Consider the following 19,573-nt stretch of genomic DNA (forward strand, 5'->3'; position numbering starts at 1 on the left):
TTTGTGGTTAATGAGAGAATTTTTTTCAATAAAAAAACGCACTCCGGGAGGTGCGCCTGCTTTAAAAATCCAGTTCGTCCTTATCACGGAAAAACTTTCCGTTTGGTCCATCTTCGTCAAGCTGGGCAAGCCACAAAATACCTTCCATTGCTTCAGCCGGCTTTCGCTTAGCTTTTTCTCCGCCCAAATCAGTCTGTACCCATCCCGGGCTGACCGAATTCACTTTTACATCTTTTTTCCGTACCGCTCCGGCGAACAGCCGTGTCAGAGCATTTAATCCATATTTAGAGGATTTATACGCGCCACCCATCGGGGCATCCATAGTGCCGGAAACTCCGATTTCAGCAGCTATATTTACGATACGTCCATAGCCTGCTTCGAGCATGGAGGGCATAAAGCTCCTCATCGTAAAAAACGGTCCGAAATAATTTGTTAATTGAATGTCTTCGAACGTCTCTGGTTCAATATCAACGATAGACTGCTTTTGATCCGGAAAAATTCCGGCGTTATTTACAAGCACATCGAGTTTTCCGTCTTCGTCCAGAATGTGTTTTTTCACCGCCTCCACCATATCAGGGAGACCGACATCGAGTGCAATAAACTGCACGTCGAGGTCTTCGTCCTGTAATGCTTTTGCTGCTTCCCTGCCCGCATTTCCGTCTCTTGCTCCAAGCCATACTTTGAAGCCGTTTTGAGCTAACTGCCGGCAGGCTTCCAGTCCAATACCGCGATTCCCGCCAGTCACCAGGGCGTTTTTTTTCATTATATACTCCTCCTCCCAGTCTACATGCTCCCCTATACCCGAAGGAAGAGCAGCCTAGTCCGGGAAGCAGGGTAATAAAATAGATATATTCCATGTACGTTAAATCTGAAAACAGCAAGCTGTTTTACATACTTCCAAGGCCATGGGCCGCCCAGGCGAAAAAGCTATTTAAAACAGCAAGCATCAGCAGCACCCCTGAAAATCTTTGGTTATTTCTCCACTCCCATGCAGCGCCAATAAAACCTACGCCGGCGGAAACCACCCAGACAGAAATGAATATTTTTTCCACTGCAGCCTGAGGCAGTATAGTATAAAAACCTGTAAGAAACAGCGCCCACTGCGTAGCAAGTATACCTAACGCTGCAATGCTGAACTTTTTTATTTTCCCACTTTTTTGAACTGCCTGGTATGAACTGCCGCACATGACATTTCCTCCTAATTAAATCAGCTGGCAGAATTTTATCTTTTAATCACTATGCAGGTAACGGTATAGATCGGTATCGATTTCTTCCTTTAATTGAAGCTTCAGCCGCACAACTGGAATTGATTTTCCGTTTTTATCCTGCATGGATGTATCTTCTGCCGTATGCTTCAGCGGGCTTGCTTCGCCCATGTAATAAAACTCACGGCCCTCGTCATCGTCTTTTTTCACAAAGATATAAATGCGGTTACCGTGTTCATCCGCATCGATAATTTCCTGCACTTCCCTGGAGGCAGTGGTTCGGTTGCTCCTTGTATACCACTGCAGCTCTTTGCGGCTAATAAACTCATCCTCGTAATTAATATTTGCTTCCACATCTTCCGGCTTATGGTACGTAATAAAAATAGGGGTCGTGCCGTATTTCGTTTTATAGCCATATATGGTTGAGCTTTCATCGTTTTCCCAGTTCAGCAGCCGGCATACGTCCTTACGTGAATACTTCTGGTACAGCGTAAACGGCGGCCTGCCGTATTGTTCATTCTTCATCTCCGCACAGGAGAGCACGTCTGCCGCAAGCACACTGAACCAGGACGAACCGGCGAGCGCTTCTTTCATCGCAGTGTGCCATATGATTGTTCCTCTGTCCTCTTCAATCAGTGGGGTTCTGCCGTACCTTTTCTGATAAGGCTCTGTGAAAAAATCCGTTGTTAAAAGCCTCTTCACTGAGACGGCCGCTGCCTTTGGACCAACGTCCCCCGACGCCTGCACAATACGCTCTATTTCTGCTGTCGTAATGCGGCCATGCTTGAGAAGATGCCGCAGTACCTCCATTTCATGCCGGCGTTTTCCGTTAATAAATTCCGCCGAAATGAGGTATAGGAGCTGATCCTCAAGCGGAGACAGCCGCGGGACCTCTTCCTTCAATTTGACCAGAAAACGGTGATAGCTTCCATATTTAGAAGTGATCACTTCCGGATCCACGGCATTCTGCTGTAGAAAATCTTTTAAAAGTGGCATCCGTCCGATACGCTGCTTTACATTCGTATAAGATTCCTTCAGCTTTCGCATTTCCTGTAGGTTCGTCTGATCGATAGCAGCAAACACCTTTTTTTTAGCAACCTCTTCAAAATTAATGGAGGAAACTCCCTGCACAAAGCTATTGGTCTGCATCCGCCGGCGGATATGATCTTTATTCAGCGAACGGTCGCCGGAAAGTGCCACCGGAATCAGATAGTTATTTTTATAATTGCCGATAAAATCCACGACGGTTACGAAATCCTTAGTGGGGGCTTTGCGGAGTCCTCTACCAAGCTGCTGGGTAAAGACAATGCTCGACTGCGTCTGCCGGAGCATGACGACCTGATTCACACTCGGTATATCAATACCTTCATTGAAGATGTCCACGGTAATAATGTATTCAATCACGCCGTTCTCAAGACGGTTCACCTGCTTCCACCGCTCGTCCTGCGAATGAGCCCCGGTCAGCACTACGGTGCTCCGCCCTTTTTGGTTCATGAGGGCAGAAAGCTCTTCTGCCTCCCGGTTGCGGCTGCAAAAAATCAGGCCACGCACTGTCTCCCCGGAATGACCATAATAATGAATTTTTTCGAGCAGGTGTTCTACTCGCTCCTCCGAGACAAGCCGGCTCAAATCTGTCGTCTGATCAATCACTTCTCCGTCCTTCTCATAATCGGTCACCCCAAAATAATGAAAAGGGCAGAGCATTTCTTCTTCAAGCGCTTCCTGCAGCCGTATTTCATACGCCACCTGGTAGTCAAACAGAGCGAAAATATTCACATCATCGCTTCGCTCCGGTGTCGCTGTCATACCAAGTAAAAATGATGGCTGAAAATAATCGATAACTTTTTGATACGATGCAGCCCCTGCTTTATGTACCTCATCGATTAAAATATAATCAAACGCTTCAGGGTCGAACCCGTGCAGATGGATATCTCTTGAAATTGTTTGTATCGTTGCAAACATGTACCGGGCCTCCGTGTTCTGGCCAGCGCCGGTATATAACCCGAAATCCTCTGTGCGGCCGCCGAGAACTTCGGCGAAGTCGTCCTTTGCTTTCCGGAGAATCTGCTCCCGGTGTACGATAAACAGCATCTTCCGGGGCCGGTACTTTCTCACATCGAACGCGGCCAGATACGTTTTTCCGGTACCTGTTGCTGAGATAACGAGCCCCTTTTGCTGCCCCTCTGTTCTCAAGGCCTCCAGTTCTTTCAAAGCCGCCTGCTGCATTTTATTCGGCTTGATTTCCAGTGCTTCCTTCATTGCGTTCCGGTCAATCCAGGCTGGAGAAAGCTCGGCAATCTTCTCCTGGGCCTGCGGGCGATACAGCTGCTGATACTTTTCTATCCATTCCTCCGTTAACGGAATCGCCTGCGACCAGGTATCCTCAAACTGCTCCCGGAAGTGATGAATCACTTCTCCATTTTCATGAGAATGCAGCTTAATGTTCCATTCATAGTTCACCTTCAACGCATGCACCGTCAGATTTGAGCTCCCGACCATCAGTGAATAGTGGTCGTTATGCTTAAATACATATCCTTTGGAATGAAACCCGTCGATTTCAGCTAAGCGCACTTCTACATTCGTAATTTTCAGCAGCTCCTGAAAGACCTTCGGCTGATTAAACTGAAGAAAGGTGGACGTAAGTATTCTTCCATGCACACCGCGCTCTTTCAGCTCCAGCAGGTGTGTTTTCAAGGTGGCCAGGCCGCTTTCCGTAATAAAGGCGACGGAAAAGAAAAAAGATTCACATCGTTGCAATTCATGAACAAGTGTAGCAAGCACCTCCTCATGCTTTTTTTTATCATTCATCAAAAGCTTTGGTGCATAAGGGCTGCGCTCGTAGCTGTTCTGGTCAATAAAGCCGCGGTATAACGATTCCTGTAATTGACGTACTGTATCCATCATCAATCTCCTGCCTATGTTTGTAATAAAAACTACTGAGTAATTTTATGAATGGCAGGAATATCTGCCGGCGCCCAGTCCAATTCATGCAGACTTTCTTTATGTACCCATTTGATTGTACGGTGTTCCGTAAGTGTCGGTTCTTCTCCAGTAAGCCTGCAATAAAACGTGGTTAAGTGCACAATCCCGAAATCGTATTCATGCGTTGTTTCCTCAATTTTGCCTTCAATACTGATACCGCATTTCATTTCTTCCCTGATTTCTCTTTGCAGCGCCTGCTCCGGCGTTTCCCCTGCTTCAATTTTCCCGCCCGGGAATTCCCATTTCAATGGAAGAGTTTTCGTCTGCCCGCGCTGAGCGCAAAGAATCCACTCTTTGTCGTAAATGACTGCTCCCACCACATAGATATCTTTTTTCATTTTACCTCTGCCCTTCTGAATGGAGATGCGTTCTGACTTCTTTTTACCAGCTTACTATACTTTCCATTTTTCAGGCAAAGATGATTCATAAAAAACCTCCAGCCCGGAGGCCGAAGGCGTTGACTTAGTCATTGTATTCTTTTTCAAATGTTTTCGTGCTTCTTACTGTATCAATCGGCCGCACAGACGCCTCGATCTGTTCGCGCTGCGGTTCGAGCATCGGCGGCAGGGCGAGATTTTCTCCGAGGGTCTCATATGGTTCATCTCCCATGAATCCCGGTCCATCCGTCGCAAATTCAAATAAAATCTGTGGTGCCACCTGAGAGTAAAGTGATTCAAAATAATGCCGGTTCACGTACCCAGATGTACGGAAGCGGAAATCCGCCATTCGCTGGATCCAGGCGTCGAGCTCCTCGCGATCCTTCACCCGGAATGCCGAGTGATGCACAGTGCCGTAGCCCTGACGTGCCGGCGGAAGAACCGCATTGTATTCGACGATCACCTGGGCGCCGTTTCCTCCTTCTCCGACCTCAAATAAACGAAATGAGCCGTCATGTCCGATTTCTTTAAACATGAGCACTCGCTCCATCATTTCTTTAAAATAGTCAATGTTATCGATACGGACATAAATGGGCCCAAGCCCCGTAATCGCGTACTCATCTGGGATAGGACCGCTTTTCCACGGCTTTCCTGCCGGCACTCCTTCATTATTTTCATCAGAAACAAGTTCATACTGCTGTTCATCAAAATCAACGAATGGGAGACGTTTTTTGCCAAAGCGTTCGTAAATGCCCTGGTGCTTAACATCTTTTCGGTCAAATCGTTTTTCCCAATATGCCAGAGCCTCATCACTTGGCACCCGGAACGATGTTCGCGCGATCTCGTTTGTGCCATGTGTGCCTTTAGGGATACCTGGAAAATCAAAAAAAGTCATATCTGTGCCGGCATTTCCTTCATCATCAGCAAAAAACAAATGATACGTCTGAATATCGTCCTGATTGACGGTTTTTTTGATAAGTCTCATGCCTAATACGTACGTAAAGAACTCATAATTTTTTTCTGCACTGCTCGTAATAGCTGTTACATGGTGCAGTCCTCTGATTCCTTCCACCCTGCGTTCCTCCTTTGTTCCTAATGCTTTATTAGATTCCATATAAAAGGGGCGCGTGCGCCCCTTTTTGACTACTGCTGCTCCATACCTTTTTTCACCCATGAAGCTACTGTCACTGTACGCTTCGCCTGATGCTTGACAGCTTCTTCAATGTCTTCCTGCATGTTGCCCTCCTGGTCGACCGTTACACTCGTCCCATAAGGGTTGCCGCCGGAAGCGAACGTGACTGGATCTGTGTAGCCCGGAGAAGCGATAATGGCTCCCCAGTGCATCATCGTCGTATATAGGTTTTTCACTGTGGCTTCCTGTCCGCCATGTGGGTTCTGGGCGGAGGACATGCCACTTACAACTTTATTGACCAACTGACCATTCATCCACAGGCCGCCGGTAGTATCAATAAACTGCTTCATCTGCGCCGGCAGGTTGCCAAAACGCGTCGGCATACTGAAAATAAAGGCATCTGCCCATTCCAGATCAGCAAGTGTGGCCTCAGGAATGTGGGAGGTATCTTCGAGATGCTGCTTCCACGCCGGGTTTGCATGTACCGCTTCGTCAGGAGCAAGCTCCGGAACACGGACGAGCTTCGCTTCCGCCCCGGCTGCTTCTGTACCTTCCACGGCCCATTGTCCCATTGTATAGTTTGTGCCTGTTGCGCTGTAATAAATGACTGCTACTTTTACGTTTTCCATTGCTTCATCGCTCCTTGTATTTTGTTTCAAAAAATCAAATAGTCCCACTTTCGTGCACCACCATTTCTTTTATTCCTGCATGCTTTCTGGTATAAGGATGCGTGCTCCATTCACACACGAGAGTCAATTAAGTTAAAGTACCGAGCGTTTATACCAGGCAGCCGCCTGCTCCACTTCTTCTCTTGTCAGCTGATGGCCGCCGGCCTCCCAATGCAGGGTGACTTCAGCACCAGCTGCTTCAAGCATTTTCGCCAGTTCCTCTGTTTCTTCCGGGCGGCAGATCGGGTCATTTTTTCCCGCTCCTATAAACACAGGCAGGCCTGTTAAATCCGGAAGCTGTATGCCTCGGCGGGGCACCATCGGATGAAAAAGAGCCGCCCCTTTTACCGGCTCTTCGTAATGAAAGAGCAGGTTCGCAGCAATGTTGGCACCATTGGAATACCCAACAGCCACCACGTTCTTCCGGTCAAAGGAATGCTCTGCAGAAGCGGTATCTATAAATCCATAAAGCTCCTCCGTCTGTTTCATTAAATCTTCTTCATCAAACACGCCTTCGGCCAATCGTTTAAAGAATCTTGGCATGCCATTTTCCGTAATATTTCCGCGCACCCCAAGCACCGAAGCGGAATCATCTATCATTCCCGCCACCGGTAATAGATCGTTTTCTGTTCCCCCTGTCCCGTGAAGAAGCATGAATGTTGGTTTGCTCTGGTCAGTTCCCTGCTGAAAAATGTGTTTCACTATAATCCTCCTTTATTCTGATGCATGCACCGGTTCCAGTGACGCTTCAATATGCTCCCGCCTTGGCTCCAGCCAGACCGGCAGCTTCAATTCCTGTCCCAGCTGTTCGAACGGCTCGTCCCGGGTAAATCCCGGGGGATCGGTCGCAATCTCAAACAACAGACCACCATGCTCCCGGAAATAGATGGCTTTGAAATAATCACGGTCCTTCACTTCCGTAGTTGCGTAGCCATGGGCCGTCATGTGCTGCTGCCATTCGAGCTGGTCCGCCTCGTCCTGAGCCCGGAAAGCTATATGGTGCACAGTACCTGTCCCGAGTTCTCCCCTTGGAACGGGTGCTGTACTGATCTCAATGGTATTCCCGAAAGGAGCTTCGGTCTGGAAACGGAGATACGTCCCCTCCTGTCCCACATACTTCATTCCCATCACCTGCCCGAGAAGATCAGCTGTCTGGTGAGGTGCCCCGGAATTCAGTACCGCCCCGGCAAATCCCTGTATAGCGTAACCATCAGGCACCCTGGAAGAACTGTCCCCCGCCGGCGGACGTTCCGTCAGCTCCAGATGAAGGCCGTGTGGGTCCTGAAAGCGAAGGTACGTCTCGTTATATCTTCCGAATTGTTCGACTTTCACCCCGAAAGCGGTGAGGCGTTCTTTCCAGAAGGTAATACTCTCGGAAGGGACAGCAAACACTGTGGTATCCACCTGGCCGCTGCCAGTCCGGCCTCTATGTGCCTGATTCCAGGGAAAAAATGTCATAATGGTGCCCGGCGAACCTTCACTGTCACCAAAATACAGATGATACGTGCCGGGATCATCAAAATTTACGGTTTTCTTAACAAGCCTTAAACCAAGAACTTCTAAATAAAAGGCAATATTTTCTTTTGGATTTTCTACGATAGCCGTAATGTGATGAATACCAGCGGTTTTTTTCTTCATATTCATCCTCTCTTCACTATTATTTCGAAACCATATATCTTTAATTCAAGATATTAACGTAAAAAAATTATTTTTCGAGAGAGAGACCTAATTTTTTCAGCATAGCTATAAATGTTTCTTTTTCCTGATCATCAAGTACACTGAACATCTCCTGAATAGTTGCCTGGTGACGAGGGAAGATCTCATCCATCAAGGCAGAGCCTTCTTCTGTAATACGTACATTAATAATTCTCCGGTCTTCCGGACACCGGGTCCGAAAAAGATATTCTTTCTTTTCGAGTTTATCAATAACGTAGGTCATGCTTCCACTCGACAGCAGAATTTTTTCTCCGATGCGCTGAATGGCCTGTTCTCCTTTGTGATACAAAAGCTCAAGCACAGCAAATTCGGTAGGATTCAAACCATGTGCACGTATATCCTCCCTTATTTTTTCTTCTACTGCATGATTGGCTCTTGATAACACGACTAATGATTTTAAAGCGAGGTCCTGCCCGCTCATAGGATTGCTCATGCTCATCATATCCTTAATTCAATTATCTTTAATTAAAGATAATATTACGCTTTGTTTTTTTATGTGTCAAGAAGGAAACGAGTATTTTTAAGAAAAAGCTCGTATGTTTAAGGACCAGCATGGCTTTGCTGATTAAAGAACGCCCTTAGTTGTAATCATTTTTCCTTTTAAATAAATAAAACCGGCTGATTTTTCAGCCGGTTTATTCGTTTTCTCCTTTTTCAAGCGTACCATCTAAATTAAAAACAACTCCACACTGCTCTATCGTTGTTTGTCCCATTTCAAATAGTACTGTTCCAGCCTGCGGTGTAAGCCGGTCCTTCGTTTCGTAATTCACGTGTACAGCCCGTTCGTTATTTTTTTCCACGAAATTGATCGTGTACTGAATGTTATGACCGTCGCTGCTTTTCGTAGTGTGTGTGCCTTTTTCTGGTTTGAACGTAATTTCGGTCATTAGAAAACCTCCCTTTTCTTACGGTCTGCTTCTCTTTACCCGTACAGGGCTTACGTTCAACCTTTTATTACGAAGCGATTTTTAATTTCTGACCGATACTGATTACTCCAGTATTGGAGATGTTATTGTCCGCAGCGATTTTTTGGACAGTAGTATTGTATCTTCCTGCGATGCTGTACAACGTATCACCTGACTTTACGGTGTACGTAGTAGATGAGGCTGGCGGAGAGGTTGTGCCTTTACCCGGGATTTTCAACACCTGGCCGACCCGGATAACGTTCGAGTTCGTCGGAATGCCGTTCGCTTTTTTCAGCTCCGTCACGCTCACATCGTTGCGGTTTGCGATGCTGTACAGCGTGTCCCCGGATTTCACGGTATACGAGCCGGATTCAGCAGGAGGCGGAGTAGTAGTCCCTTTGCCCGGGATTTTCAACACCTGGCCGACCCGGATAACGTTCGAGCTTGTCGGAATGCCGTTCGCTTTTTTCAGCTCTGTCACGCTCACATCATTGCGGTTCGCGATGCTGTATAGCGTATCTCCCGATTTCACAGTATAAGAAGCTCCCCCGGTCGATGGCGAACCCTGGATTTGCAGAAGCTCAGAGACCGTTACAAATTTGTATCCTTGCGCTTTCAGCTTGGTAATCATTTCCGGCAGTGCAGCTGGCGTGCCAGGCGCTCCTGCTCCGGTATGCATTAATACAATAGAACCCGGTTCAATATTATTCACTACTTTATTCAGCACCTGCGTTTTTGAAAGTCCTCTCCAGTCAATGGTATCGATATTCCAGTGAAGAGTATGCGTATAGCCTGCGTCTCCTACTGTTTTAAGAACTGTAGAGTTAGTGGCGCCAAACGGAGCCCGAAAGATTGGCTTGGTTGATTTACCAGTAGTGCTTTTTACCAGGGCTTCTGTATCTGCTAATTCTTTTTTCATTTGCGTGGTGGAAATAGTAGTAAAATCAGGATGAGAGTAGGAATGGTTTCCGAGTTGGTGCCCGGCAGCGGCGATATTTCGAATAGACTGCGGATGATCTTTCGTACCAGAACCAGTTAAGAAAAACGTGGCTTTTACATTGTGGGTCGACAGCGTCTGAAGAATTCTGGAAATATTCGTGCCATCCGCGCCGTCATCAAAAGTCAGCGCCACCACCTTGCTCGAAGTATTTCCTTTCACTACATACTTTGAACTCGCAGCGTCCGCCTGCACCGGGAACGAGAAACAGGTAACAAGCAAAAATACTAGAATGACAGCGGCTTTAAACCACTTCATACCCATCCTGCTCACCCCATTTATTTAGTTATGCCGGTCGTCCGGCATATGTATGAGTGAATATCCATTCATTATTTCCTTTATTATACTTCAAATATAGTAATAAGTACCGTGCTTTAAGAACTATATTTTATACATATAAAGTACATTTTTCTAGAAATATCTTTTAAATTTAGAAATAAAAGCAAAAAAAGCCTGGCATACCAGGCTTTTTTTAAGTCATTACTATTTACACAGACGGATAGCCCTCTGGGTTTTGTTTAATCCAGCGCCAGGAATCCTCACACATATCCTCGACTCCTTTTTGAGCGGTCCAGCCCAGTTCCTTACGTGCCTTGGCCGGATCGGCATAGCAGACAGCAATATCACCCGGACGCCGGTCCCGTATTTCATACGGCACGTTCTTGCCGGATGCTTTTTCGAAGGCCTCCACCAATTCCAGTACACTGTAACCCTGGCCGGTGCCAAGATTAAACTCTCCAATACCCGGCCCTTCCATCGATTTATGCAGGGCGCTTAAATGACCCTTCGCAAGGTCGACAACGTGAATGTAGTCCCGCACTCCTGTACCGTCTTTTGTAGGATAATCATCGCCGAACACATTCAGCTGCGGGAGCTTTCCTACTGCCACCTGCGTTATATACGGCATCAGGTTGTTTGGTATACCGCTTGGGGATTCTCCGATGCGTCCACTTGGATGTGCGCCGATAGGATTAAAATACCGTAGAATGGAAATACTCCATTCGTGATCGGACACGTAAAGATCCCGGAGAATATCTTCAATCATTAGTTTTGAATTGCCATAGGGATTCGTCGCCTGCAGCTCAAAGTCTTCCGTAATTGGATTTGTTTTCGGTGTGCCATACACGGTAGCCGAAGACGAAAAAATCATCTTTTTCACATCATATTTTTTCATCGTTTCTAATAAAATAATGCTGCCCGTAATATTGTTATGATAGTATTTGAGCGGAACCTCCACAGACTCTCCGACTGCCTTCAGCCCTGCCAGGTGAATGACTGCTTCAATATTAAATTTTTCAAATATGCTCTCCATTCCTTTGCGGTCCAGCAGATCCACATCGAAATATTCAAGAGTTTTTCCTGTGATTTCCTCCACCCGTTCCAGCGAAACGGAGCGGCTGTTGGAAAAATTATCAATAACTACTACTTCGTGACCTTCCTCCAATAGTTCTACACAAATATGGCTTCCTATATATCCCGCACCACCGGTTACCAGAATCATCGCTGATCTCCCTCCAAAATTTGGTTATTTATTATTTTCAAACTACATCATTTTCTTGTTAATAACAATACTATTATCTGTAAAACTCTTTACTGCTTTGATTTTCTGCTCTACTCCCAGACATTATATCCACGCGGGGAATGAAAATGGCAGAACCCTTTAGCTTCTGCGTACTGCCGGCTTTCTTTCTCTTCACGCCCCGACACCGTCAGTACTTGAATTTTGTGTTTTTTCCGCAGCTTTTTTAATTTGGCAATTTTCTGCTGTGCCCATTCATCCCCTACAATTGCTGAATACTCAAACCCTTCCCACATGACGGCGTTTACAAACGGATACGTGATAGAACTGAGCGTATCAAATCCCCAGTTTTGAATGATGGCGAGATGCGGATGCTTATCTTTAATGCTTTGCATAAACACAGCCATCGCGGCACGCTGCGTACGCAGTATTTCAGATTCGTTTTCATGCTCGTCATCGATATTTCCCACCGTGTCTAAAAATACACCGTCACACCCTTTAGCATGAACCTGCTTTGTGACTTCATTCAAAAGGACTTGCCGGTAATGCTCTTCGTCCATATTCATAAGGTAGGAATCCCACTGTTTATAATATACGCGGCTGCCATGGCGGTGAAAAAAATCTTTTTCCTCCATCTGTGTATACAAAGCCTCATTCCATCGATCCGCTTCCATTGCATTAATATAACCGTAAACTTTCGTTCCCGCCCGTTGAATGGCTTTTACCTGCTGTCTGGAATAATACACCGGTTCAATGATTACCAAATCATAATTTTTCATTTCCCTAATTATATTTTTGTTTGGGGAATCGTAAAAAATTTTGTAATTTTTCATTTTCGCCAGCGGGAAAGTACCGCTAGAAGCGGGTTTTATTTTCGTTAGAAAAGACTCATAAAAAAATAGAGAAAAATTTGTAACAAAAATCATTTTTTGTGAGATAATACCCATAATGCTCCTCCTTATAGATAATAATCAAGCTTTGAAGCACAGAATTAGGACCGGTCCTTTTTAAGTGCAGGGATTTATGAACCATGTCATTGAACCCTTATTATCACAGTTTCAATTCTTTTGTAAGTACAAAGTTTCATTAATCTTACTCTGATGGTGCGGCAATGGCAATATGGTACATAAATCTAATATAACTTTTTGAAGAGGTGATGGGATGATTTACACGCAGAAAAATGTGTGGAGAAAAGTTGTGGAGCTGCTCGTTGTCGTTCTTGTCCTGGGGATCATCGACCAGGTATTCCAGCTGGGAATGCTTGATTGGACACTTAACCCATTTTTGTTTGTTATTTTGTTTTTCTCTCTGCGGTACGGCATTAATATTGCCATCCTGAGTTTTTTCACTATTCTTGTGTATCACGTTATTGCCACATTTACAGCAGGAGATGATCTGTTCCTTCTGTTTTATGACACCGGGGACTACCTCTATTTATTGTTTTCCCTGCTTCTCGCTGTTATATGCGGCCTCTACAGCTCGTCCTACCGGGAGCGCTATGAAAGTCTTACGTACACCCAGGATGAATTGAGGGATGATAATAAAGAACTGACCAAAACCATTAAAGAACTCGAGGATTCCCAGCGGGTTATGCAGGAAAAAGTACTGGACTCCGAGCATACTCTTGCTCAGATTTACCAGGTCGGCATTAAGCTCGACCAGCCTACGCCGGAGCTTGTGCGAAATGAAGCGATCGCGATTATCTCAGATTTATTTAAAGCTAATGATATTGCGATTTATCATGTAGACTCGTCGAAAAGATCCCTTCGGCTGAGAGTGCGTCAGGGAAGCTCCCAGACACTGCCGCAAACTGTATTTTTAAGCGAAGAATCATCCTTTTACCAACGCTTGTTTACGGAAAAGGCAATCACGCTGCGAAACGTCAAAGACGAAAAAAATGCCCCGGTAATTGCAGGGCCTATCGTTTATAACGAAGAAATCCAGGAAGTACTGATTATCGACCAGCTCGATTTCTCCCGTCTTACTACTCATGAAATCCAAATCATGTCCTTTGTGCTTGACTGGATTTCCAACCGTATTGAAAAAGCACGTGAATGGCAGGCCAAGGATGAAGAGAAACAAATGCTTCCCGGAACAAAAGTCTACTATAAAGATGCCTTTGATGCTCATGTGGCCCAGCAGGAGGTGCGCCAGGAAGAGTACGGCGTTCCTTACAGCACAGTAGCCATTCAGTTTGACCGCTTCGAGAGAATGTCTGTTGCTGAAGCTGAAGTTATTTTGCGGACCTACCTGCGTGAAATAGATATTATCGGCTTTGATGCCAGACAGAGTATTCTCTACTTCCTCCTGCCCGGCACCGATGCTGAAAACGCTCAAGTGGTTGAAAAACGAATCAAAAAAGCCTTAAAAGAAAAAGGAGGCACTCATGCTGGGTAACCTTATACAGCCAACGATACTCGTGATTCTTTTTTACATCGTTCACGCCTGTATTTTATTTGCTGCGGCGAAGGCTGCGAAAAAAAGACTCCAGCCGGATCAGTACGGAGCCGTTATCTGGATTGTGCTGATCAGCTGCTTTCTTCCTTTGCTCGGGGAGGCTTTCGGTCTTCTTGCCTGGTGGGCTTCGAGGAGGGTGGATTCAAACAAAATTGTCTCTGATTATACAGAATACGTGAAGTTTCAGCCGATTAACCTGGAGCATCTTCGCTATGAAGCTAAAGACAATAAAAACCTCACTCCCTTGATGGAGGCATTTACAAACGATAACCAGCCGGACCGCAAAAGCTTAATGCTGAAGCTGATTAACTCCAACATCTCGGATAAAGGAAAGTATTTGAATCTCGGACTCAACAACGATGATTCAGAGACCGTTCATTATGCTGCGACGACAATGAATCTGCTTGTCGACCGCTATGAAAAAAGTCTTGATACAGCAAAAACGAAGCATGAACACCTTCACAGCGAAGAGACTCTCAGCAGATTGATGGGAGTATACCGGGGCTACCTCGACAGCCGCCTGCTTGACGATCATTCGCAGGAGCACCTCCGCTATGTGTATCTTCAGTTTTTAGAACAGGCGGCCAAAGACTTTCCGGATCAGATGGAGGTTTTCAACCAGCTTGGGGACATCTATCTGCAGCAAGGTTCTCCAACACAGGCCGTCAATACGTACATGTATATGCTTCAGGCTTTCCCACATGAAGCCGATGGTTATTTAAACTTAATCGAATACTACTATAATCAAAAAGACTGGGCCGGGATAGAGCAAGTTCTCTCTCAAATGAATGAACATGTAGCTGCAGAAAAAATACCGGAAAACCGCCAGTATATTGTCCGGCAGATGGGAGGGGTCGTTTCATGAAAAAACAGATGATGAAGTCAACGATCGGGCTCTTCGTCGTTATTTTAAGTATTCTTCTTATTCTCCAGTTTATCCGGCTCGAGCGTTTTCAGCTGTGGCTCCCCCATCAGGCCTCAAACACAGCGGAAGAAACAGAAACGATGGATTCCGGCAACGCGGAAACGGCGGGTGAAGAAATGAATGTCTACATTCACAAAAACGACAGTGACCTTTCTGAAAATACGTTAAATAACTTTGAGCATGCCCTCGATTATGCTAAAGTGCCGCATACCGAAATTTCCCGGGACGAAATTGCAGATCTCGAGCCTTCTCCTTACAATGTGCTTGTTCTCGCCGGCGAGCATGCTGAAGAATGGCCGTTTGAAGAAATAGAATCCTTCGTCGAAGAGGGCGGCCGTCTCTACATTGGCGCTCGTTTTATTGACACAAGATATAACGAAATGCTCGGCATTGACGACGTGAATGATTTTAGCAACCGGCAGGGCCTTACCTTTGAGCAGGAGCTTTTTCCGGGCTATACCGATCTTGGTTCTGATTCTACCCTGTTTTCCCACAGCATCGCCAACATAACACTGCGTGAAGGAGCGGAGCCTTATTTATCCACCGAAGGCGACCCACTGATGTGGACAAATGAATACGGGGACGGAAAAACGCTTTTCTGGAACACAACTTCCATGGAAATAAAAAACTCACGGGGTATGATGCTGCAGTCACTATCTATTCTGCCTCCTGCTTTTGCAAGCAGTCAGGCTGACATTAAAATGGCCCATATTGACGACTTCCCTGCTCCCGCTCCGACAGAGGAGAACGAACAAATTGCCAGTCAGTACAATATGTCTGTGGAGGACTTTTACGCCGATGTCTGGTGGGAGGATATGAAGCAAATTGGCATGGACCACGACCTTACGTACACCGGGTTAATAATTGGCACATATCAAGATACGATGGATGCCACGGCCGAAGAGCTTATTGAAAATGACCGCTTTCCATTGCTTTTCTTTGGTAGAAATGTTTACCGCCACGACGGAGAAATCGGCCTTCACGGTTACAATCACCAGCCGCTCGTAACCGAAGACGAACCGATGGATCCCGAGCTTTTATACCGACCTTGGGAAAGCCAGGAGAAAATGGAGGAGTCACTGACACGGGTAGAGGAAGTCTTTCAGCATTACTATCCTGAAGAGGAATTTAAAACGTACGTGCCTCCTTCCAACGTACTGAACAGAACCGGAATTGAAGCGATTCATAACGCTCTTCCAAGTATTAACACAATTGCTTCTCTCTATACCGGCGAAGGCGAAGGAAGCTTCATTCAGGAGTTTGAAGAAGATGAAGATTATCCGTCGATTTACCATTTCCCGCGTATCTCCAGCGGGTATTGGGAAAGTTCCGAATCTCAATTCATTCAGGCAGATGCAATTGCAAACTTCGGTGTCTTCTCCCACTTTATTCACCCGGATGACGTGCTTGACCCGGACCGGGCTTACGGGGAAGGCTGGGAGGATATGAAAGCCCAGTTTGAAGACATGGCAGTTTTTGTCGAAGACACTTATCCACAACTCGACAGCATGACCCAGGCACAGGCAACCGAACGAATGAAAAGCTATCAGGCTTCAAGCGTTGACGTTATGTATCAGGAGGACCGGATTATGATTCAGGGGGAAAGTCTTCTTGAACCTTCCACCATGATGCTTCGTGTTGAAAAGGGTACCTCCATTGAAACAGGAAGCTTTGACTTCGGCTCCATTGAAGCCTACGGTGATTCCGGCACTTTGTACCGGCTCACCCTCGAAGAGCCGCAGGCTGAAATTCCATTAAAGGATGATGCGTCATGAAAATAGGTATGGTTGTAGAAGGAAGCTATCCGTACGTCAGCGGCGGGGTGGCTAGTTGGGTCCAGATGCTCGTAAAGCAGATGCCCGAGCATGAATTCATCATCATCGCTATCACTCCGGAGCCGATCTCCCCGGAAGATTACCGTTATGAGCTGCCGGGCAACATTTCGCAGGTCCTGAATCTTCCGCTTAATATGCAGCAGCCGAGACGGCAGCGGAATTTCCATTTGACGCCGGAGGATGAAGAAGCCATTACCGAATGGATGATGTTTGAGTCAGTTCGTTCAGACGCTCTTCTTGCTCTCGGACAAAAGCTTGGGGGCACAGAAAACTTTTTCTCAAGCAGCCTGTTCTGGGAAATAGTGCAGCAGAGCTATGATAAAGAAAAGCAGTCCGGTTCGTTTATCGATTATTTCTGGATGTGGCGCGGCATGTTTGCGCCCGTGATCGAACTGCTTCAATTTTCGTTTCCTGAGCTTGATATTGTGCATTCAGCCTCGACAGGCTATGCCGGTATGGTAGCTGCAGCTATTAAAAAACAGCAGGAAATCCCCTATCTTCTGACCGAGCATGGCATTTATTCCCGGGAGCGTGAGGAAGAAATTCTTCAGGCTGACTGGATACCGGATTACTACAAACAGCGCTGGATCACGTTTTTCCACCATCTTTCCCGTCAGGCATACAAAGAGGCGGATGATGTAATCACCCTGTTTGCCCGCAACGGCGAATTGCAGGAGGATATTGGGGCTGATCCGGCTAAGATTGAAATCATTCCGAACGGCATTGACTACGCCCGCTTATCGCTTGTAGAAAAAGATAAGCATCATCGATCCTATGTTCATATCGGTGCTATTGTACGTGTTGTCCCTATTAAAGACATTAAGACGATGATTCATGCCGGTAACATTTTAAAAAGCCGGTCTGTCCCTTTTAAACTCACTATTATGGGGCCTCTGGATGAAGATCTCGAGTATGCCGGTGAGTGCCGGCGGCTCGTCGACCAGCTTGGGCTCCAGGACCACGTCTTTCTAGTCGGAAAAGTAAACATTACCGATTACCTGCCAACGTTTGATGTATGTCTGCTGACAAGTATTTCTGAAGGACAGCCACTGGCCGTTCTTGAAGGGATGGCAGCAGGGCTCCCTTTTATCGCTACAAATGTAGGCTCCTGCTCCGAGCTGATTCACGGCCGGGAAGGCGATCCATATGGGCCGGCCGGCTTTGTAGTGCCTCCGGTGAACCCGGAGCAGGTCGCCCAGCGCTGTGAATGGATTTATCAGCACCCGGAAGAGGCCGAAAAATTCGGCCGCAACGGGCAGAGCCGGGTCGAAGCGTATTACCAGATTCATCAGTTTATTCAGGAGTACACAGAACGTTATCATCAAAGGGGGCTCGAATATGGCCGGCATAGGGTTTAAACTCCAGCAGTTGTTTCAGGAAGATTACTTTTCCTCCAGAATGAAAGCCTATGCTTTTGCCGGCCTCGTAACCGCCGGGCCATGGATTGTAGTTATCGCCACGATTGCGATGATCCAATGGTTTTCCATGGTTTTTCTACCTGTAACGCTGCAGGAACGGGAGCTTTTCAACTTATCGATTTCCTATTCGTTTATATTTTCTCAGGTGCTGTTTGGTATCCAGCAGCTGGTAGTTACGCGATATGTCGCGGATCTATTTTATGAGAAAAAGACAAATAAAGTCTTTCCAACCTTTCTCGGAATGACAAAAGTAACTCTGCTTCTCGCGGTTACTGCCTGGCTCATCTTTATATGGATCAGCTCTCTTCCATTTTTGTATGAGCTTTTGCTCCTCGTATTGTTTGTAACCATTAACTTAATCTGGGTGCTGTTTTTATTCTTAAGTGCCGCAAAGTTTTATCAGGCTGTCGCCTACAGCTTTTTATCCGGGGCAGTGGTTGCGGTGGGCATGGTATTTCTCCTTGGCCGCTCTGCAGAAGCTTTTGCGTTCATTCCACACGCTACAAGCTTTATGCTTGTACTCGGATTTACGAGCGGCATGGTTATCACCTTGTTCGGGCTGCTGTTTTCGATGCTGCTCACGTTTCCTCTTCATACATCTGACAGCCAGTTTCAATACATCAGCTATTTCGACAAATACCCGACCTTGTTCTGGACCGGATTTTTGTACAATGTCGGTATCTGGGTGTGTAACTGGATTATCTGGTTCGGAGAAGGAAGGTCGATTCTTCTCGACTCGTTCGTCTATAACCGGGTGTATGATACCGCGATCTTCTGGTCGTATCTGACTATTATTCCTACCCTGATTATCTTTGTCGTATCGGTGGAGACCCGCTTTTACGAGCGGTATCGTTCATTTTACGGCTATGTCAACCAGGGAGGGACGCTTCAGCAGATCAAAACGTCGAAGGAATCTATGCAGTACGTCTTGAAGCAGGAGCTTGAACGACTCGTTCGCAGCCAGGGCCTGATTTCGATTGTAATCATTTTATCGATTGGCTACGTTACCTCCTTCGTGGCAATTGAGGACGATATCATTTCGATTTTCCGTTTTACGACGGTCGGAGCCTTTTCAAACGCGATGGTTCTTGTGCTGACGCTGATCCTTCTCTATTTTGAAGACCGGCGCGGTGCGATGATTACTTCCATCCTGTTTTTCTCTTTAAATGCGGTACTCACCTTCCTGCTTCTTCCTTTTGGATTTAACGGCTACGGATTAAGCTTTGCTCTTGGATCGAGCGGGGCCCTGCTGTTTGCTCTGCTCCGTCTCACGTACTTTATCGAAAAAGTCGATTACTTTGCTTTTTGCAATCCGAATAATCTTGAACGTCCAAATCCTCCGACCCTATTTACTAAATTGAGTCAGTGGATGAACAAACGCACCATTCTTTAAAAGCATAAAAGAGCCGGACGGATAAACTGCTATCCGTCCGGCCT

General features: G+C 46.3%; 18 protein-coding genes. 5 read left to right on the forward strand and 13 right to left on the reverse strand.

The features are described 5' to 3' along the window. Positions 1-61: 61 nt before the first annotated feature. The 13 genes from ACTRXI_RS11145 to ACTRXI_RS11205 form a co-directional block, all read right to left on the reverse strand. The gene (locus tag ACTRXI_RS11145) at positions 62-763 is read right to left on the reverse strand and encodes an SDR family NAD(P)-dependent oxidoreductase (RefSeq protein ID WP_474262499.1); all 702 of its coding nucleotides are present in this window, start codon (positions 761-763) and stop codon (positions 62-64) included. A gap of 124 nt (positions 764-887) precedes the next feature. Further along, positions 888-1,187: a hypothetical protein gene (locus ACTRXI_RS11150; RefSeq protein WP_474262500.1), complete on the reverse strand. Its 300-nt coding sequence runs from the start codon at positions 1,185-1,187 to the stop codon at positions 888-890. Between the two features lie 42 nt (positions 1,188-1,229). Beyond that, the gene (locus ACTRXI_RS11155) at positions 1,230-4,109 is read right to left on the reverse strand and encodes a DEAD/DEAH box helicase (RefSeq protein ID WP_474262501.1); all 2,880 of its coding nucleotides are present in this window, start codon (positions 4,107-4,109) and stop codon (positions 1,230-1,232) included. Positions 4,110-4,138: 29 nt separating this feature from the next. Next, positions 4,139-4,525, reverse strand: coding sequence for a (deoxy)nucleoside triphosphate pyrophosphohydrolase (locus ACTRXI_RS11160; protein WP_474262502.1), 387 nt, complete (start codon positions 4,523-4,525; stop codon positions 4,139-4,141). 124 nt (positions 4,526-4,649) lie between these two features. Further along, positions 4,650-5,636: a ring-cleaving dioxygenase gene (locus tag ACTRXI_RS11165; RefSeq protein ID WP_474262503.1), complete on the reverse strand. Its 987-nt coding sequence runs from the start codon at positions 5,634-5,636 to the stop codon at positions 4,650-4,652. 71 nt (positions 5,637-5,707) lie between these two features. Continuing rightward, positions 5,708-6,325 carry an NAD(P)H:quinone oxidoreductase gene (wrbA, locus tag ACTRXI_RS11170; protein WP_474262504.1) on the reverse strand — a complete coding sequence of 206 codons (618 nt, stop codon included), beginning with the start codon at positions 6,323-6,325 and terminating at the stop codon, positions 5,708-5,710. Between the two features lie 132 nt (positions 6,326-6,457). Then, positions 6,458-7,066 carry an alpha/beta hydrolase gene (locus ACTRXI_RS11175; RefSeq protein WP_474262505.1) on the reverse strand — a complete coding sequence of 203 codons (609 nt, stop codon included), beginning with the start codon at positions 7,064-7,066 and terminating at the stop codon, positions 6,458-6,460. A gap of 12 nt (positions 7,067-7,078) precedes the next feature. Beyond that, complete coding sequence (locus ACTRXI_RS11180; protein WP_474262506.1) at positions 7,079-8,002, reverse strand: ring-cleaving dioxygenase; 924 nt, start codon at positions 8,000-8,002, stop codon at positions 7,079-7,081. 67 nt (positions 8,003-8,069) lie between these two features. Next, on the reverse strand, positions 8,070-8,522 hold the full coding sequence (locus tag ACTRXI_RS11185; RefSeq protein WP_474262507.1) for a MarR family winged helix-turn-helix transcriptional regulator: 453 nt from the start codon (positions 8,520-8,522) through the stop codon (positions 8,070-8,072). 193 nt (positions 8,523-8,715) lie between these two features. Beyond that, positions 8,716-8,967 carry a hypothetical protein gene (locus ACTRXI_RS11190; RefSeq protein WP_474262509.1) on the reverse strand — a complete coding sequence of 84 codons (252 nt, stop codon included), beginning with the start codon at positions 8,965-8,967 and terminating at the stop codon, positions 8,716-8,718. Between the two features lie 67 nt (positions 8,968-9,034). After that, the gene (locus tag ACTRXI_RS11195) at positions 9,035-10,240 is read right to left on the reverse strand and encodes a LysM peptidoglycan-binding domain-containing protein (RefSeq protein WP_474262511.1); all 1,206 of its coding nucleotides are present in this window, start codon (positions 10,238-10,240) and stop codon (positions 9,035-9,037) included. A 229-nt stretch (positions 10,241-10,469) separates the two neighbouring features. Further along, on the reverse strand, positions 10,470-11,483 hold the full coding sequence (galE, locus tag ACTRXI_RS11200; RefSeq protein ID WP_474262513.1) for a UDP-glucose 4-epimerase GalE: 1,014 nt from the start codon (positions 11,481-11,483) through the stop codon (positions 10,470-10,472). A 110-nt stretch (positions 11,484-11,593) separates the two neighbouring features. Continuing rightward, on the reverse strand, positions 11,594-12,280 hold the full coding sequence (locus ACTRXI_RS11205; RefSeq protein WP_474262515.1) for a glycoside hydrolase family 191 protein: 687 nt from the start codon (positions 12,278-12,280) through the stop codon (positions 11,594-11,596). A gap of 382 nt (positions 12,281-12,662) precedes the next feature. Here ACTRXI_RS11205 and ACTRXI_RS11210 point away from each other — a divergent pair, with 382 nt between their 5' ends. The 5 genes from ACTRXI_RS11210 to pelG are packed head-to-tail and all read left to right on the forward strand — an operon-like array spanning position 12,663 to position 19,529. Beyond that, a complete protein-coding gene (locus tag ACTRXI_RS11210; protein WP_474262517.1) occupies positions 12,663-13,898 on the forward strand; it encodes a hypothetical protein in 1,236 nt (411 codons plus the stop codon). Continuing rightward, entirely contained in the window at positions 13,888-14,823 is a 936-nt protein-coding gene (locus tag ACTRXI_RS11215) for a tetratricopeptide repeat protein (RefSeq protein WP_474262519.1), read from the forward strand. The genes ACTRXI_RS11210 and ACTRXI_RS11215 overlap by 11 nt, the downstream gene beginning before the upstream one ends. Beyond that, positions 14,820-16,658 carry a DUF2194 domain-containing protein gene (locus tag ACTRXI_RS11220; RefSeq protein ID WP_474262521.1) on the forward strand — a complete coding sequence of 613 codons (1,839 nt, stop codon included), beginning with the start codon at positions 14,820-14,822 and terminating at the stop codon, positions 16,656-16,658. Before ACTRXI_RS11215 ends, ACTRXI_RS11220 begins: the two co-directional genes overlap by 4 nt. After that, positions 16,655-18,076, forward strand: coding sequence for a GT4 family glycosyltransferase PelF (gene pelF, locus ACTRXI_RS11225; RefSeq protein ID WP_474262523.1), 1,422 nt, complete (start codon positions 16,655-16,657; stop codon positions 18,074-18,076). The genes ACTRXI_RS11220 and pelF overlap by 4 nt, the downstream gene beginning before the upstream one ends. Next, positions 18,057-19,529 (forward strand): exopolysaccharide Pel transporter PelG, encoded by a 1,473-nt coding sequence (gene pelG / locus ACTRXI_RS11230; RefSeq protein WP_474262525.1) that lies wholly within the window; start codon positions 18,057-18,059, stop codon positions 19,527-19,529. The genes pelF and pelG overlap by 20 nt, the downstream gene beginning before the upstream one ends. Positions 19,530-19,573: the final 44 nt, after the last annotated feature.

The sequence above is a fragment of the Marinococcus sp. LNHM4E3-1 genome (assembly GCF_056034405.1).

Coding starts and splice junctions, on each gene's coding strand:
- ACTRXI_RS11220 (WP_474262521.1), top strand. CDS start 14,820: ATGAAAAAACAGATGATGAAGTCAACGATCGGGCTCTTCGTCGTTATT.
- ACTRXI_RS11215 (WP_474262519.1), top strand. CDS start 13,888: ATGCTGGGTAACCTTATACAGCCAACGATACTCGTGATTCTTTTTTAC.
- ACTRXI_RS11155 (WP_474262501.1), bottom strand. CDS start 4,109: ATGATGGATACAGTACGTCAATTACAGGAATCGTTATACCGCGGCTTT.
- ACTRXI_RS11180 (WP_474262506.1), bottom strand. CDS start 8,002: ATGAAGAAAAAAACCGCTGGTATTCATCACATTACGGCTATCGTAGAA.
- pelF (WP_474262523.1), top strand. CDS start 16,655: ATGAAAATAGGTATGGTTGTAGAAGGAAGCTATCCGTACGTCAGCGGC.
- ACTRXI_RS11160 (WP_474262502.1), bottom strand. CDS start 4,525: ATGAAAAAAGATATCTATGTGGTGGGAGCAGTCATTTACGACAAAGAG.
- ACTRXI_RS11190 (WP_474262509.1), bottom strand. CDS start 8,967: ATGACCGAAATTACGTTCAAACCAGAAAAAGGCACACACACTACGAAA.
- ACTRXI_RS11185 (WP_474262507.1), bottom strand. CDS start 8,522: ATGATGAGCATGAGCAATCCTATGAGCGGGCAGGACCTCGCTTTAAAA.
- pelG (WP_474262525.1), top strand. CDS start 18,057: ATGGCCGGCATAGGGTTTAAACTCCAGCAGTTGTTTCAGGAAGATTAC.
- galE (WP_474262513.1), bottom strand. CDS start 11,483: ATGATTCTGGTAACCGGTGGTGCGGGATATATAGGAAGCCATATTTGT.
- ACTRXI_RS11205 (WP_474262515.1), bottom strand. CDS start 12,280: ATGAAAAATTATGATTTGGTAATCATTGAACCGGTGTATTATTCCAGA.
- ACTRXI_RS11195 (WP_474262511.1), bottom strand. CDS start 10,240: ATGAAGTGGTTTAAAGCCGCTGTCATTCTAGTATTTTTGCTTGTTACC.
- ACTRXI_RS11145 (WP_474262499.1), bottom strand. CDS start 763: ATGAAAAAAAACGCCCTGGTGACTGGCGGGAATCGCGGTATTGGACTG.
- ACTRXI_RS11210 (WP_474262517.1), top strand. CDS start 12,663: ATGATTTACACGCAGAAAAATGTGTGGAGAAAAGTTGTGGAGCTGCTC.
- ACTRXI_RS11150 (WP_474262500.1), bottom strand. CDS start 1,187: ATGTGCGGCAGTTCATACCAGGCAGTTCAAAAAAGTGGGAAAATAAAA.
- wrbA (WP_474262504.1), bottom strand. CDS start 6,325: ATGGAAAACGTAAAAGTAGCAGTCATTTATTACAGCGCAACAGGCACA.